The following is a 15,001-nucleotide window of genomic DNA, read 5'->3' as shown; positions in this document are numbered from 1 at the left end:
TTATGAAAATTTTACCTTTCGCTATGCTATTCTTAGTATCAATTGCAGTAATTGCTCAGCAAAAAGCAAAAATCAAAGAACTGTATACCGATCAGAAAGCATTTTCCATTATAATAGGTGAAGAAGAAGCGGAACTTTATCTAGTAGCCCAAAATACGGTGGACAAAAATCCCGAAACTTATTTAGTAAAAGGATGGTATAATACAAATAACAACAAACCTAAAAAAGATTTGGTAGGTATTTATAGCAAAGACAGGTTGGTTTTATACCATTTTAATGATAAAACGCGTTCCTCCAACTTTTTAAGTCAAGAATTGAAACAGCAAGATCAGTCCATTACATTATCTGAATACTTTAACTTATCGAATTTTAGTGAAAAAATTACGCTAACCGCTGATACAAAGAATTGGACCAATAATAAGGCAACAAAAAATATAAATTTATCTGATCAAGACCTGGAAATTAGAAAATCCAAAAAATACCTACTTTTTGGAAATGGTGGATTAGATCTAAGTTTTATAGGTGCTGATAACTGGGAGTATGAAATTATAGCGAGTTCCCCTACAACTATCATCTTAGCATACAACTATCGATCAAACACTACTGGTAAAGGTAGATGCGCAGCGGGTACTGAGAGTGGCTTCATCGCACTAAACTTTGATAAAACTAACACACTCCAAGAGAAAGAGCGTTATATAAAAGAAAGCTGCTTGTTTTCCATTGAAGCACAAAACGATAAAGAACCAACCAAAGAGACTGTTGTATATACCTGCGCTAACTTTATGTCTGGAGAAACCTATACGCTTACGCTGAATACGGCAGCAGCAACAATAGTAAAAAACCAATAGGTTAATGCGCAATAAAGAACGTATCACGATTTGTGATGAAAGCTTTAAAAGGAATATTACACATTTTTCTTTTCAATCCTTGTATAAAGAAATTGAAGATATGAAAGAACTTAAAAAACTTAAACTATTTCCTAACCTTACCTCTATTTCTTTAAATGGTACTAATATTACCGACTACGGTTTACAGTTTATAGGTGACTGTAGTGGACTAGAAAACATAAATCTCACCTTCACCTCCATTAGCGATCTGGGCATAGTTCACCTTACAAAACTTAATAATTTAAAACACCTACGATTAAAGGAAACGTATATTACTGCAAAAAGCATCGTTTATTTTAACCAAATGCCTAATTTAAAATCACTTCAAATCCACGAAACCGAGATTAGCGGTAGTGATCTAAAAGATTTGAGCATTACTGGGATTGAAGAGATTTTTGTGGATTGTGATAACCCCAAGGATTTTAATACGTTATTAACCCTATCTGAAAAATTATCTAAGTGTACCATACACAATAAAGGAAATGGTTTCTTTAAACAAGGCAAATTCAAAGAGATTTAGTATTCAAAAAAAGGCATTAGGGTTCAGTAGCACTATTATATTCCTTTTTTAATCCTCAAAATCTGACTCCAGTTGTTTTTCTTCCTTTTTAAGGATTTCTATTCCTTTCTGTATCACCAAAGAGGTTGGCAAAGTTATATTTCTACCATCATCCGTTTTCATAAATAAATAAAAGCTAGTAATATCCTTTACCTCTCCAGTCCAGTCAAAATCTTTATCTAGCACCCGTATTCTATCGCCTAATCGTACGGGATGACTAAAAAATAGAATTACACTAGCTGTCAAGTTCGATAGAATGGACCATTGCGCTACGAAGCCGATACCTACTACAGCAAGTATCGAAGATATAAAAAGAGAAAACTCTTTTAAGTCTACTCCCCATATTACAGCCAGTACGGCCATAGTTAAACCATAGGTAATCAAGTTGGTTAAATAATAAATCACTTTTCTACGATTAGGTTCAATTGCGCGGATAAACGAAAATCTTCTTATTGATCGTTTGGTTAAGAAGATAATTAACACCATAACGACCAAAAGAATAAGCGTAGCTAATAATTCATTTCTATATAAAAGCATTGTACTGGATAATTTTTCATCAAAATTATTGCAATATTTTTAAAACTACTCAAAAAAACGTTATTGTTTTTATTGTATTGAAAATCAATAAATTTACGTTAAATAGGACCGCTAATATTACAATTTATCCTATATTTAAAGTGGGGAAATTTAAGCTATACACTACGCAAAAAAACCATTTTATATTTTTTATCGTATAGAATAATAAGATTCTACAGCATACTGGCATAGTTTTAGATTTCTATTTCATAGTAATTTCTAATAGTAAGATGTGATGAAACAATTTACTCTTTTAATTTTCGCGTTCGTCCTGGGTTTTACAAACGTCCAAGCCCAAGAAGATGACAACAGCGCCAACGATTTTTACCTTATAATAGGTATATATGACGGTTTTAAAAACGATACCTATAGTTTTACCTATCTCAACAAGACCGGTGAAGAGGCTATCATCTTTTTTAATAAAGTAAGCTCTAATGTATTGCAAAGTTTTAATCTGAAAGATAATTCAGCAATCGGTGGTAAGTTTGAAATTGCTTATTTAGCAACATTAACTTCAGATCAAAAAAAGGCCAAAAAAATAGCAAAAGAGAGAACTATTATTGATCTTAAGCCTATGCGATCTTTTGCAGGCTTATAATTGAGATATAAGCATTACATTACTATCCTTCTTGCCTCAAAAAAGGTAAGGAAACCTATCCCCACTCCCCTATTATTAGCATAGTACTAATAAGTTACATTTCCTCAAAATAAATGTTTTTCGTATTGATTTTTAGTTTACATTTGATATGTATTTTAAAAATGATACTGCGGAAAAAAGTAACTACTACATATCACAGAAAACCTTTATAGCCTAAAGGAATCTAAAAGCTCCGAACTTGAGGTGATATAACTTTCGGACCCCAAATTCAAATTCAGTTTACATTTTAATTTTATTTTTAATTATGAAGAATTTATTTTTCATTTTGTTAGTAGTAGTTAGTTTTAACAAAGTTGCTGCACAAGCAGACACACAAGAGATCACCGGGACTTATGAAGGTTATGAAGGTGACTCTTATAGCTTTATGTTTATAGATGAGTACGGTGACGAAGATTCTATGTTTTTTGAAAAGGTAAAGCCAGAGATTTTAAAAAGTTTTGATCTTAAAGGTTCAAAACTGGTTGGGAAAAAGTTTAAAATAACTTATACTACAGAGGTGTCCTCTGAAACCGACGAGGATGGTGATACTTATGAAATCGAGAATAAAACAATTACAGCTTTAAAAGCTATGTAGTTTAAATCATACATAAAATTTAAAACTAAAAATGGCTGTTTCTACAGCCATTTTTTTCTTTTAAAGTAATAAAGTAAACCGAAAAATATAAGAATCATAACCCCCCAAAGAATAAAATAGGAGTACTTATATTTTAACTCGGGCATAAATTCAAAATTCATCCCATAAATACCGGCAATAAAGGTTAAAGGGATAAATATAGTTGCTATAATGGTTAATACCTTCATCACCTCATTCATACGATTACTAATGGTCGTCATATACATATCCATTAAACCCCAAATCATTTCGCGATAAATATCCACATTCTCTGAGACCTGTATGATATGGTCGTATAAATCTTTGATAAAAATCATAGTTTTATCCGTCACGAATTTGCTCTCCATCTTTTCTATTCGATTCACCACATCTCTCAGTGGAAAGACGGCGCGTCTAATCTGAAGAATCTCTTTCTTAAGTACTTGTATTTCATAAGCTGTATCTTCGTGAGTATTATCTTCAAAAAGATCATCTTCAAGCTCTTCAACCTTATCCCCAAATACTTCTATAAGGTTAAAATAATTATCAACTACAGCATCCATTAAACTGTACAGTAAATAATCCGCATTCATTTTGCGTATCCTTCCTTTTCCTGACCGGAGTCGTTCCCGGATTTCACTAAACACATCTCCGTCCATTTCCTGAAAAGACACTACATAATCTTCGCCTACCACAAAACTAATATGTTCTACAGCAAGGGCACCTTCGTGCGTAAAATACAGCATTTTCAAAACCACATATAGGTATTCCTCGTATTCATCAATTTTGGGACGTTGCCGTGTATTGGCTATATCCTCTAACATCAAAGGGTGCCAATTGTAATGCTTCCCTATTTGTTCTATAGTTTCTACGTGGCTAAGCCCATTAATATTAATCCAGGTAACATTACTAGACGTATCAAACTCCCATACTTCAGTTATATTTTTTAGCTCCTTTTCAACTAAATCCTCTTCATTATAATCAAATACTTCAATATATAAATCACTTGCGGATTTATCACCGACGTACACCACGGTACCAGGTATAGAACCTATATCTTTTTTCCTAAAAAAGTTTTCACTACCCATATATTAGAAAAATACTTTACTACTATTTTATTTTTTATTTCAATACTTCTCACAAAGGTATAAAGAATGGGTTTAGATTTTACCTAAAGACCAAATCAACTTAGTTTAAAAAAATATGAATGATTAGGGAAAATACTATTTTTTTGATCATTTATAATACCATCAAACCACGAATCATCAATACTTTTATCAAGTAAGGTTAAGAAAGGCTTTTACTTCTATTGATGACCCAAATACGACATAAAAGAAATTGATAATTAGATTTATTATAGATAAATAAAAGGTACAGACCTATAAGATTACACCGCTTTCTTTTCGAGCACATCCTTAATATCCTGAGAAAACACAAATGGTTCCGCGTCCTTTTGACCAACCGTACATTGTACTACAAAAGTACCCCAGGCTTTAATTTCAATTTCGAAATTGTTATGTTTCGACTTCGCTATTCGAGTTCTGTTTTTAAACGTCTTGTGCAATTTATACTCTACATACGTTACTTGATCCAAACCAGGGTCAAAACTAGAGGATTCAATTTGAAGAAAAATTTGATAATGTGGTTTTCCTTTAAGTCGAAAGGTAATCGGCTCATAATTAGTATTGAGAATTGCTTTGAGATTGTACTTCTGTTCCATAACTTACTGATTAATAGGTTGCATACCACTAACATTACTTTCTTCTTCAGTTGGAGCCTCCTGCTCTAAACGTTTTAGCTTTTCCTCAGCTTCCTTGAGTAATTTTTCTGCATTAGACTGTGCAACTTCACTCCCTTTATTACCAAAATAATATCCTATTAATGTAGTTAACGCTCCTCCTAATAATAGAAAACCATTATTAAAAAGTTCCAACCATTTCTCGCCATATTCTGTCATTTTACCATCGTTAGTATATAAGGAAATGGCTTTATAAAGAATAATTGCTAAGAATATACTGAAAACAAACAATACAATATAGGCAATCGAATTGGTGGTTTGGTTATTTTTTTTCGAAAGGTAATCTCTTATATTTTCCATTTTAGTAAGGGTTACAAAGGTTTATTTTAATTTTTATTCAACCACACCTCAAGTTGATTGTCTGGCACCTTGCGTTCGAGACCCGTGATGTACTGGGTTTTAACATTAATACCCGTTAACCTAGTAATTGTTTCTCCTAATCGTACTGCATTGACACTATCCTTAGGGTGAAAATAACGAACTGTATTATTAGCTCTTTTTTTCTGCATATCATAACCGTAAGCTTTATAATTATTTTCTTTTAAGGATTCCAATAGCTTAATCTCGTTTAAGTACTTTTCGGTATTTTGATCGTTTACCTGTATGTACACTACCTGAGTATAATTCTTAACAAGACTTTTTGTTTTTAAAGTATTTTCTAAAGCCTGATTAATACTGATTTTATTATCGATTTTCAACTGTAGCGCTTGATTGTCTGAAGCTTCAATTTGATCTATAATACTATCTAATAAGTTTTGTTTGAGTTTTAATTTTTCCTCAATATAATGCAGTGAATCTGTGTTCGATTTAATTTTCTCCGTAAGTTCGGATAATTCCTCTTTTTTATCTTTTAAACTATCATTTAGTGTTTTTAGAGAATATACTAAATACATAAAACCTACAAGCATAAAGAGTATACCTAAGGAGGTTATTACCGATAGTCCTTTACCTTTGTTACGCTTTTCCATCTTCTTCCTCTTTTATATTACTAACAAAGTTTATGGCTTGGTTCCACATTTTAAGCAATTTTCCAATGGAAATAGTAATGGCACCTGCCGGAACAAATAAACTTACTACCCATTCTATTTTATCGGGTGCCCTAAAAATGATATAAATAGGCACAGAAAGCAGAATAATGACAGACAAGCAAGAGATTATTATATATAAAATCCGCTCTAACCTGAAGGCTTCAAGAAGCGTCTTAACGGCTCTAACCCGTATTTCTATTTCTTCCATGAGTAATGATCGTGTTATTTATTGATAAGTTCTAAGTGGTTGTTATAAGTCTAATCTAAGCTACAAACTTAGATTCAATTTCAGATACGTATAAACCACAACAGTACTATGGTTTAATTGTAAAAAATAACCCCACTAGTTTTTAGTGGGGCTTATTATAAATTTACAAATAATTATTCAATAATTAATTTTTTAAAAATCTTGCGATTACCATCAAACGCAGAAAGTATATACAATCCAGAAGCCAAATTAGATAGATTTAAGTGAATTTCAGATTGATCTCTACTTGTGAATGACTTGACAACTTTACCACTACTATCTGTTAATTTAAAATCCATTGCCCTCCGATCCTTACACACAATAGACAAGGTACTTGTTACCGGATTAGGGTGCAGCACTAAGTCAAATATAGGTTTTTCATTTTCTAACGGTAACTTAAGCGCATTGGATGGCACCGAATTACTTCTTCCATTACCTATGGAAACTGTGTAATCTTCAACTTCTCCATACCCAAAGGTTTCACAAGGAGAGGGTTCGCTATTCCATTTCATACTAACGCGCATTCTTGTATTGCCTGCCACTGCAGTTGTAGGAACCGTAAAATTAGCATATAACTGTTCTGCACTGGACGAAGAACCATTAACCACACGCTCAGCGGCTTCGAAAGTACCGTTTTGATTAAAATCAATCCAAACAGACCAAAATTCGGTATAAGCACTACTAGTAAAACCTGCACTAATAACTATAGTATTGGTACCGTAATTAAGATTTGCTACTTGACTAGTATAATTTGCATACCCCGTGCTAGGTCCTGTTACATTATCTATACCAGAAATGCTAACGTAATCAATATATTCATAATTGGTATTATTTCCTTGACTAGCACAGTAGGTTAATGAGGTTGCCAAGGTAGTTACGGAAACACCTGAAGCTGATGATACGTTATTAGCAGCATCATAGGCAAGTAGGATGAAATTATAGGTTGTAGCTGGATTTAAATCTGAAATGGTAAAGGAGCGGTTTGTCGTTGCTCCCAAATAGGTGTTATTCGCATAGATTTCATAAGCAAAGACCCCTACATTATCGTTGGATGGATCCCAGGAAAGTACACACGAATTTTGGGTAACTTGACTTGCCACAACATTAGCTGGCGCTGTTGGCGGAACGGTATCCGAGCCTACGCCATCAAATTGATGATCTCCTAACCCTACTAATGTATTTTGAGGGAAAACCTCCCATTGACCTGATTGATAAGATGAAGAAGGCTCTTGTATATTTGACTTTCTTCTTAGCGTTTGATCTTTTCCAAAAATAGCTGTTCCTCCATTATAATTTCCAACAATATCAATCAATGTGTTGCCTTTGAATAATCCAATGGGATCATTACCATTAAAATTTAGCGAACCTGAATTGTCCAACAGATTTGCTCTGCTTTGTAAGGCACTACTGGCGTTACTATTTGCAATCACATAAGCTGCACCATGTGCCAACATACCCGAAAGATATAAATCCCCACCCCAACTACCAGAACCATTAGTCTGCTTGCGTATGACATATTGTGATAAATCTACTGATTGCCCTGTAAAATTGGCTATTTCTAGTGCTTTGTTGTATGATGAACCCTCAACATATTCCGAAATAATGAGCTCTGAAATGGTACCTGAACCTGAAGCTGAATTCGTAGTTACAGCTAACGCTGTACTTAAAGGGGAGGTATTGCCTGCGGTATCCCTTGCATTGACCGCAAATGTATAATTTGTGGCAGCACTTAATCCACTAATGGTTGCAGAATTAGATCCTACGGTTGTAACTAAAGTCGAATTCTGAAATACTGAATATTGGGTTACTCCAACATTATCCTGAGCGGGGCTCCAGCTTAGAGTAACTGTATTAGTAGTAATATCAGTTGCTACCAAACCCACAGGTATACTTGGAGCTTCGGTATCAGGATCACTGGTTCCGAACCGATCTTCTGCCTGTGGTCCGCCCCATATTTGCGTGGCAAACGCTGGATTATCAATAAAAGGATTTCTATTTCCCTGTAGTGACTCTAAAACAGGATTTCGTTGAAGTTCAAAATCAGAAACAGGATCCTCAACATTCCATTGTAAAAAAAGATCAATCATATTAGCATCTGTGGATAACGAATTACCTACTCCAACATTACTGGGCAAACATTGACTACCATACCGGATATACATATACATCATCATTCTGGCAACATCCCCTTTCCATTCGTCTCCAGGATACCAATGCCCTTGAGGAGTGATACCAGAATTGCCGTTGCCAGCTGCAAATTTGCGATTACTTCTATCCGAATTACGTTGTACATCACAAGGACGTAAATGATGCGCATCGGCACCCGCCCCCTCGGTACCAAGGTTAGGTTGTCCAAGCGATTTAGGATAGGTGTGTTCTCTATTCCATTGCGTTACTCCACCACCATTATTATCAATAGCTCTAGATCTGTCCGTAGTGGAATTTCCATCATTGTCTGAGAAGCCATACAATAAAAGAACTTTACTTTGATTTGCCGGATTAATATCTGACTGTTTGAGTGCTTCCCAAACCCCAGGGGTATAGGTTAAGAAAGTAGTATGCGATGTAGATACTTTATCTCCTAATTCGTTGAATAAAGCTTGTCCAGTAAGTGATAAATTAACATCATTGTAATACGGGGGTACCTGTGCATAGGCCATTATAAAAAACAGTAATAATGGCACGATGACTAATCTTTTCATTGTGTAAAGGGTTAGTTAGTGAATTTGAATGGAAAGCTATTACAATTTTTCCTATAACTCGCTAACCCTAACGTTATCAAAAGGTTATCTAGACTGTTGAAAACCAATTAAATTAATGAAAAACGATTAGTATAACGTCTGAAAGACAACTACTTAAACAACTACTGTACTGTTAATAATTTATTTCCTATTTTTTGTGATACACTTCTTCAAAAGGAACTCTAAATTGAGGGCCATAGACTCCCTTTTCATCTCTAATACCACATCCAATGACCATATTAATCTCAGCTCCATATGGCAAACCAAGAATTCTCTTTACTCTTAATGTGTCACTACCTTCCATAGGACAAGTATCATAACCTAATGCAGCCATACTAATCATAAAATTTTCTGCTGCTAAACCAGCGCTTTTATGAGCAACTACCCTAAGGTCACTATGCCTTACTTGTCGATAAACTGGTCTAAATAAACCAACGATATTAAAAAAGGCATACTTCATCCAACCCAATATGCCCAATAAATCGAAATACACAACCGGTATTAACTTTTTGTAATAATTAAGGGCTAACTTTTCTCTTCTGGAGTATTGATCCTCTGGTTTACTACCGTAATGATTTTTAAGAAAATTAATATTTGCGTTTCTTCTTTTTTTCCAAAGATCTTTTCGAGTCACTACAACCACTAATTGATCTGCAGTTTTTGCTGCATTCTGATCAAGGCAAGCACGTTTCATTTTATTTAAAATGTTTACATCTGTAATATGATAAAATTCCCAAAGCTGTAAATTACTACTTGTTGGTGCCAAAACAGCATTTTTAATACACTGCTTTACTATTTCTTGATCTACTTTTTCATCTTTATAAACACGTATTGACCTTCGATAGGATATCGCTGCAGAAACCGTTTTCTCTTCCATGAATTAATTTATGTTTTTACTAAAATATCAATTTTTGTACACATTTACCCTTGCCAGGTAATTGCCAAACCGTATAAGAATTGCGTTTTTACCACAAAACAATTAAGGTAATTTACGCTATATTTAAATCCTAACTTAAAATAATTACACAATGAAAAAAATTTTAGATTTAAAAGGTGTGCAAACGCTAAGTAGAGGAGAATTAAAAAGCATTAAAGGAGCTTGGGGAAGCATCTCTTGCTGTACATCTGGTAGAGGTTGCCAAATCAGCTTTCCTGGTGGTAGTTTCTGCGAGCCAGGATATTGCGATTCTAGATGGGGTTATGGAAGATGCATACTTTACTAAAATAAAGATCATTATTCTTCAAAAGGCAAATTCAAAAGGATTTGCCTTTTTTTTATGAAGTACAAAGTTGAAAAGATTGCTTTGCTATCTCAAGCTCTTCATTAGTCGGAATGACTAACACCTTGACTTTAGCATTGGATGCCGAAATATCCCTGATTTCTTTAGATCTAATTGTATTTAATTCATCATCCAAGTGAATACCCAAAAATCCCATATCATTACATACTAACTTTCTAATCACATCAGAATTTTCACCAATACCGGCGGTAAAAACAATAGCATCTAGACCATTCATAATTGCAGCATAAGCTCCTATAAATTTTTTGATGCGATAGGCGTTCATTTGCAAAGCTTCTATAGCATATTGCTCTCCTTTAGCTGCAGCTGCTTCAATATCTCTTAAATCACTATAACCTGTTAGGCCTAACATTCCGCTTTCCTTTTGCAATACATCATTTACTTGATCTATAGTATACCCAAGACTATTAACTAAATGAAAAATTATAGCTGGATCAATATCGCCACTTCTGGTACCCATTATTAAACCATTCATTGGGGCAAAACCCAAGGAATGATCAATACTCTTACCATCCTTGATAGCAGTCATACTACATCCGTTACCCAAATGAATGGTTATTATTTTGGATTGAGGTTTCTTTATATATGCAATGGCCTTTTCGGACACATATTTATGGCTGGTGCCATGAAAGCCGTATTTTCTAATCTTATGTTCCTCCAAAAATTTATTGGGAATCGCATATTTATAAGCTTTTAAAGGAATAGTTTGATGAAAAGCGGTATCAAACACAGCTACTTGTGTGGCCTTATCAAAAATAGTTTCCGCAACCACGATTCCTTGCAAATTTGCAGGATTATGAAGTGGAGCAAGTGACGCTAATTGTGCTATTTTGTCTTTTACCTTATCATTTACAATTACTGTATCCGTAAAAGTACTTCCTCCGTGAACCACTCGGTGGCCTACCACTTGGATATCTGCAGCAGATGAAATGACCCCTCTTTCATCATCTAAAAGATATTGAGCAATACGCTGTAATCCATCCTTATGATCTTTAATTGCAACAACTTCTTCAAACTTTTGTGCTTTTGCTTCATAAGAGATTTTAGCATTTTCCATGCCAATTCTTTCTACCATTCCAGAGCAAATAACTGCTTCCTGAGGCATGGTAAACAATTGAAATTTTATAGATGAACTTCCTGAGTTTAGAACTAAAACTTGCATGTACTTTTTCTTTTAATTTGCTGAATTTTTATAAGCCTTGCGCCTGAATCGCAGTTATGATAACGGTATTGTATACATCATCAACCGTACACCCTCGGCTTAAATCATTAACGGGTTTATTTAAACCCTGTAACATCGGTCCGATCGCCAAAGCCCCAGTTTCGCGTTGTACAGCCTTATAGGTGTTATTACCTGTATTCAAATCCGGAAAAATCAAAACACTTGCCTGACCCGCTACCTCCGAATTTGGTAATTTACTCTTTCCGACCCGCATATCCACTGCAGCATCATATTGTATTGGACCTTCTATTTTGAGGTCTGGTCTTTTAGTTTTAACAATTTCAGTAGCTTCTCTAACGATATCCACATCCGCTCCTTTACCAGAAGTTCCCGAAGAATACGACAGCATAGCAACTTTTGGTTCAATACCAAATGCCGCTGCTGAATCTGCCGAAGATATGGCGATTTCCGCTAACTCTTCCGCGTTTGGATTAGGATTAATCGCACAATCTCCAAAAACAGAAACACGATCTTCCAGACACATAAAAAACACAGAGGATACTACTTTAACCCCTGGTTTTGTTTTAATAAACTGAAGCGCCGGTCTAATGGTATGCTGGGTAGTATGAATCGCGCCAGAAACCATACCATCTGCGTGTCCCTTATAAATCATCATTGTACCGAAATAAGAAACGTCAGCCATCATATCTCTAGCCATATCCAAGTTCACGTTTTTATGCTTCCTTAATTCATAAAAAGTATTCACATAGTCATCAAAATGCGGTGATTTTGTAGGAAATATGACATTTACTTTATCAAAATCTAAGGGTATATCAAGTTTATCAGCCTTTTCTTTTAGCTTATGGATCTCACCAATTAACGTTAAATCTACCACATCGTATGCCTGTAACCTAGCCGCTGCTTTTAAAATACGGTCATCTTCACCCTCAGGCAGTACAATATGCTTTTTATGCTTTAATGCTCTTTTCAAAAGATTGTATTGAAACATTCTTGGGGTAAGCACGTCTGTTTTAAAAGTTATAAGTGGGTCTATCAAATTATTCTCATCCACATGCTGCTCAAAGGCGCCTATAGAAGTGTTGATTTTTTGATAATTATCCGCATAAATTTTAGACTTGATATTACCGACCATATTGGTTACTGCAAAGGTTCCCTGAGGAACAGAAACAATAGGAACGGTGGGGGCAACACCTTCGATGAGTTTCATTATGGAACGCTCTGGTATGAGACCACCGGTTAAAATGATTCCGGATATTTTAGGGTAATTATCAGAGATATTTGCCTGTAGAGCTCCTAAAATAATATCAGCACGATCCCCGGGAGTTATAACTAAACTATTTTCTTTGAGGTGTGTTAGATAGTTGCGTAACTGCATAGCACCTACCCCAAAACTTCCGGCCTGGTGATTGAGGTATTCTTTACCAAAAAGCACATTCCCATTTAGTTCATTAACAATCTCTTTGATGGTAGGGTATATAAGAGAATCAATCCTAGGAATGATAATGTGCTGTACTTTAGCATCTAGCGTATTCTTTAAAACAATTCTAAGGTCTTCTTCACAGCCTTTATCTACTTTATTGGCCAATACCGCAATTACCTCGACATCCTTATTATAAAAGGCATCATACGCTAATTTAAGGTTTCCGGCAATTTCTGCATTGGTATTCCCCTCTCCACTAGATACAATGATGGCAGGTATTCCTAAGTTTTTAGCGATAATTACGTTAATATCAAATTCAATTATACTTCCTTCATCAGAAAAATCAGTACCCTCAACAAGAATAAAATCAAAAGTATCTTCGAGTGCCTTATATTTTTGAATAATGGTATCTATGATTTCTCCCCCTCTACCTTGATTATATTTTTGTAAAACCTCACTACGTGTATATGCGTACGTTTTCTTATAATTTATGTCTAATTCAAAATGAGAAATTACGGTATTGATATGATTATCCATTTCGCTATCTCTGGGATCATCTATGATCGGTCTAAAATAACCTACGTTGGCAATTTTGCCCAATAACATTCTCATTAGGCCTAGTACAACTAATGATTTTCCGCTATTTGGTTCTATGGTTGCTATATATACACCTTTACTCATTTCTTAGTATTTGATTTGGTAGTGTTACTTGAAATAGTTTAGACTATCAATCTAAAAGTACTGATTTTTTTGGTAGTTACTCTGCTAAAAGTTCTTTTACTAAAGTTTCGAACTCAATTTTAAACGCTTCATATTTAGTGCCAGTAGCAGGACCATTAAACCCAGTATGGATCTTCCGAACGTTCCCTTTCTTATCTACAATAATGGTTGTAGGGTACGATAAAACGTGATTTAACATTGGTAATTTTTCCTGGGCTTTTCCCTTATCTGAAGAACCGTATTGCGCTATCAATACTGGATAGGGTATACCAACAGCATTTTTAAATTTCTCAACTGCTGTTATGGCTTTTTCTTTAGTCTTAGCATATTCAAAAGCTAAGGCAACAATCTCTAAATCGCTATTCTTGTTTTCTTTAAAAAAATTAGCGAGATACTTAGACTCATCTAAGCAATTGGGACACCAGGTACCCATAATTTGAATGATACTAACTTTGTTTTTGAATCGTTCGCTATCAAAGCTAAGTGTGTCTCCCTTCGTATTGGGAAATCTAAATTTGAGCTTTTCGTATCCCTTTTTTAAATAGGTTAAAGAATCTTCATCCGGTAATTCGTATTCATCATTCTTTTTTGCTATAAATGGTTCTTTCCAGTGTGAACCACTATAGAAATTACCCGTAATCATAGAATCCTTAATAGTACCTTTAAACAAAAATGCGTGCGCACCATCAAAGGTAGATAGTTGTAATTCATCTTTGTTCAGTACACCTTCTAGGTAGCGATAATCGCCCGTAGTAGTTCTAAAAGTCCCGGTTACTATATTGTCATTTTGTTTAAAAATTCCTTTTGCAATATATCGTTCATCTTTATGATCAGGACTAAAGACGGTTTGCCAGCCTCCCGTTATATTTTGTGAAGGTGATTCGTTAATTTCAAATCTATCCTGAAGACCAAATTGAGCATTAAACGGAACTTTTCTTCCTAACTCTTCCTTTATAAATAACCCGGTTAACTTCGATGAATCCAAAAACCTGGCAGCGATATAGCCTTCAAAAACAGGAAATTTTATAAAAACAGAATCTTTTTTTATGACTATATCCTGGAGCTCTATAACTTCTTCTGCATTAAAAATTTGAATGGATTGATCTTCCAAAACTTCAAAAAGAAAGGGAAGTTCTTGATCATCCTGCACCGTTAAAGTAGCTCTCCAAGGACCACTTTTGAGTGCATACTCTTTTGTTGAAGTATCTTTTTTACAACCAATGGCAACTAATATGAAAAGCGAAAGAAATAAGAATTGAATTTTCAAAAAATATATTTTTAAAAGAAAAAA

Annotated in this window: 16 protein-coding genes; 5 read left to right on the top strand and 11 right to left on the bottom strand. The window is 34.6% G+C overall.

Annotation, left to right across the window (positions count from 1 at the left end):
- Window positions 1–2 precede the first annotated feature (2 nt).
- Together EV197_RS10315 and EV197_RS10310 are read left to right on the top strand one after the other, a co-directional pair.
- The gene (locus EV197_RS10315) at window positions 3–848 is read left to right on the top strand and encodes a hypothetical protein (protein WP_130286676.1); all 846 of its coding nucleotides are present in this window, start codon (window positions 3–5) and stop codon (window positions 846–848) included.
- 4 nt (window positions 849–852) lie between these two features.
- Complete coding sequence (locus EV197_RS10310) at window positions 853–1,407, top strand: leucine-rich repeat domain-containing protein (protein WP_130286675.1); 555 nt, start codon at window positions 853–855, stop codon at window positions 1,405–1,407.
- 48 nt (window positions 1,408–1,455) lie between these two features.
- Here the strand turns inward: EV197_RS10310 and EV197_RS10305 are convergent, their stop codons facing one another.
- On the bottom strand, window positions 1,456–1,983 hold the full coding sequence (locus EV197_RS10305; protein ID WP_130286674.1) for a mechanosensitive ion channel domain-containing protein: 528 nt from the start codon (window positions 1,981–1,983) through the stop codon (window positions 1,456–1,458).
- Between the two features lie 274 nt (window positions 1,984–2,257).
- Here EV197_RS10305 and EV197_RS10300 point away from each other — a divergent pair, with 274 nt between their 5' ends.
- Both EV197_RS10300 and EV197_RS10295 read left to right on the top strand, forming a co-directional pair.
- Complete coding sequence (locus tag EV197_RS10300; RefSeq protein ID WP_130286673.1) at window positions 2,258–2,620, top strand: hypothetical protein; 363 nt, start codon at window positions 2,258–2,260, stop codon at window positions 2,618–2,620.
- 304 nt (window positions 2,621–2,924) lie between these two features.
- Entirely contained in the window at window positions 2,925–3,254 is a 330-nt protein-coding gene (locus EV197_RS10295; RefSeq protein ID WP_130286672.1) for a hypothetical protein, read from the top strand.
- A 41-nt stretch (window positions 3,255–3,295) separates the two neighbouring features.
- Here EV197_RS10295 and corA read toward each other — a convergent pair whose 3' ends face one another.
- The 7 genes from corA to EV197_RS10260 form a co-directional block, all read right to left on the bottom strand.
- Window positions 3,296–4,360 carry a magnesium/cobalt transporter CorA gene (gene corA / locus EV197_RS10290; RefSeq protein ID WP_130286671.1) on the bottom strand — a complete coding sequence of 355 codons (1,065 nt, stop codon included), beginning with the start codon at window positions 4,358–4,360 and terminating at the stop codon, window positions 3,296–3,298.
- 299 nt (window positions 4,361–4,659) lie between these two features.
- The gene (locus EV197_RS10285) at window positions 4,660–4,992 is read right to left on the bottom strand and encodes a pYEATS domain-containing protein (protein ID WP_130286670.1); all 333 of its coding nucleotides are present in this window, start codon (window positions 4,990–4,992) and stop codon (window positions 4,660–4,662) included.
- Between the two features lie 3 nt (window positions 4,993–4,995).
- A complete protein-coding gene (locus tag EV197_RS10280) occupies window positions 4,996–5,370 on the bottom strand; it encodes a hypothetical protein (protein WP_130286669.1) in 375 nt (124 codons plus the stop codon).
- A 26-nt stretch (window positions 5,371–5,396) separates the two neighbouring features.
- Window positions 5,397–6,038, bottom strand: coding sequence for a hypothetical protein (locus tag EV197_RS10275; protein WP_130286668.1), 642 nt, complete (start codon window positions 6,036–6,038; stop codon window positions 5,397–5,399).
- Window positions 6,025–6,306 (bottom strand): hypothetical protein, encoded by a 282-nt coding sequence (locus tag EV197_RS10270; RefSeq protein WP_130286667.1) that lies wholly within the window; start codon window positions 6,304–6,306, stop codon window positions 6,025–6,027. The genes EV197_RS10275 and EV197_RS10270 overlap by 14 nt, the downstream gene beginning before the upstream one ends.
- A gap of 173 nt (window positions 6,307–6,479) precedes the next feature.
- Entirely contained in the window at window positions 6,480–9,047 is a 2,568-nt protein-coding gene (locus EV197_RS10265) for an endonuclease (protein ID WP_130286666.1), read from the bottom strand.
- 187 nt (window positions 9,048–9,234) lie between these two features.
- Window positions 9,235–9,963 carry a nitroreductase family protein gene (locus tag EV197_RS10260; protein ID WP_130286665.1) on the bottom strand — a complete coding sequence of 243 codons (729 nt, stop codon included), beginning with the start codon at window positions 9,961–9,963 and terminating at the stop codon, window positions 9,235–9,237.
- A gap of 151 nt (window positions 9,964–10,114) precedes the next feature.
- On the opposite strand from EV197_RS10260, the gene EV197_RS10255 reads away from it, so the two are divergent.
- Window positions 10,115–10,309 (top strand): hypothetical protein, encoded by a 195-nt coding sequence (locus tag EV197_RS10255; RefSeq protein WP_130286664.1) that lies wholly within the window; start codon window positions 10,115–10,117, stop codon window positions 10,307–10,309.
- A gap of 52 nt (window positions 10,310–10,361) precedes the next feature.
- Here the strand turns inward: EV197_RS10255 and EV197_RS10250 are convergent, their stop codons facing one another.
- The 3 genes from EV197_RS10250 to EV197_RS10240 form a co-directional block, all read right to left on the bottom strand.
- Window positions 10,362–11,549, bottom strand: a complete 1,188-nt coding sequence (locus tag EV197_RS10250; protein WP_130286663.1) for an acetate/propionate family kinase — start codon at window positions 11,547–11,549, stop codon at window positions 10,362–10,364.
- Window positions 11,550–11,577: 28 nt separating this feature from the next.
- Window positions 11,578–13,671: a phosphate acetyltransferase gene (pta, locus tag EV197_RS10245; RefSeq protein ID WP_130286662.1), complete on the bottom strand. Its 2,094-nt coding sequence runs from the start codon at window positions 13,669–13,671 to the stop codon at window positions 11,578–11,580.
- Window positions 13,672–13,747: 76 nt separating this feature from the next.
- Window positions 13,748–14,977, bottom strand: a complete 1,230-nt coding sequence (locus EV197_RS10240) for a TlpA disulfide reductase family protein (RefSeq protein ID WP_130286661.1) — start codon at window positions 14,975–14,977, stop codon at window positions 13,748–13,750.
- Between the last annotated feature and the right edge of the window lie 24 nt (window positions 14,978–15,001).

This window comes from Aquimarina brevivitae (genome assembly GCF_004216895.1).
In the GTDB taxonomy this organism is placed as follows: domain Bacteria; phylum Bacteroidota; class Bacteroidia; order Flavobacteriales; family Flavobacteriaceae; genus Aquimarina; species Aquimarina brevivitae.
Note: the sequence above shows the minus strand (reverse complement) of the source record. Positions and strands in the feature narration are given on the sequence as shown.

What these genes read in the sequence shown, in the direction of transcription:
- EV197_RS10300 (WP_130286673.1), top strand. Translation starts at nt 2,258, where the DNA reads ATGAAACAATTTACTCTTTTAATTTTCGCGTTCGTCCTGGGTTTTACA.
- EV197_RS10285 (WP_130286670.1), bottom strand. Translation starts at nt 4,992, where the DNA reads ATGGAACAGAAGTACAATCTCAAAGCAATTCTCAATACTAATTATGAG.
- EV197_RS10265 (WP_130286666.1), bottom strand. Translation starts at nt 9,047, where the DNA reads ATGAAAAGATTAGTCATCGTGCCATTATTACTGTTTTTTATAATGGCC.
- EV197_RS10295 (WP_130286672.1), top strand. Translation starts at nt 2,925, where the DNA reads ATGAAGAATTTATTTTTCATTTTGTTAGTAGTAGTTAGTTTTAACAAA.
- pta (WP_130286662.1), bottom strand. Translation starts at nt 13,671, where the DNA reads ATGAGTAAAGGTGTATATATAGCAACCATAGAACCAAATAGCGGAAAA.
- corA (WP_130286671.1), bottom strand. Translation starts at nt 4,360, where the DNA reads ATGGGTAGTGAAAACTTTTTTAGGAAAAAAGATATAGGTTCTATACCT.
- EV197_RS10280 (WP_130286669.1), bottom strand. Translation starts at nt 5,370, where the DNA reads ATGGAAAATATAAGAGATTACCTTTCGAAAAAAAATAACCAAACCACC.
- EV197_RS10250 (WP_130286663.1), bottom strand. Translation starts at nt 11,549, where the DNA reads ATGCAAGTTTTAGTTCTAAACTCAGGAAGTTCATCTATAAAATTTCAA.
- EV197_RS10305 (WP_130286674.1), bottom strand. Translation starts at nt 1,983, where the DNA reads ATGCTTTTATATAGAAATGAATTATTAGCTACGCTTATTCTTTTGGTC.
- EV197_RS10255 (WP_130286664.1), top strand. Translation starts at nt 10,115, where the DNA reads ATGAAAAAAATTTTAGATTTAAAAGGTGTGCAAACGCTAAGTAGAGGA.
- EV197_RS10275 (WP_130286668.1), bottom strand. Translation starts at nt 6,038, where the DNA reads ATGGAAAAGCGTAACAAAGGTAAAGGACTATCGGTAATAACCTCCTTA.
- EV197_RS10260 (WP_130286665.1), bottom strand. Translation starts at nt 9,963, where the DNA reads ATGGAAGAGAAAACGGTTTCTGCAGCGATATCCTATCGAAGGTCAATA.
- EV197_RS10315 (WP_130286676.1), top strand. Translation starts at nt 3, where the DNA reads ATGAAAATTTTACCTTTCGCTATGCTATTCTTAGTATCAATTGCAGTA.
- EV197_RS10270 (WP_130286667.1), bottom strand. Translation starts at nt 6,306, where the DNA reads ATGGAAGAAATAGAAATACGGGTTAGAGCCGTTAAGACGCTTCTTGAA.
- EV197_RS10310 (WP_130286675.1), top strand. Translation starts at nt 853, where the DNA reads ATGCGCAATAAAGAACGTATCACGATTTGTGATGAAAGCTTTAAAAGG.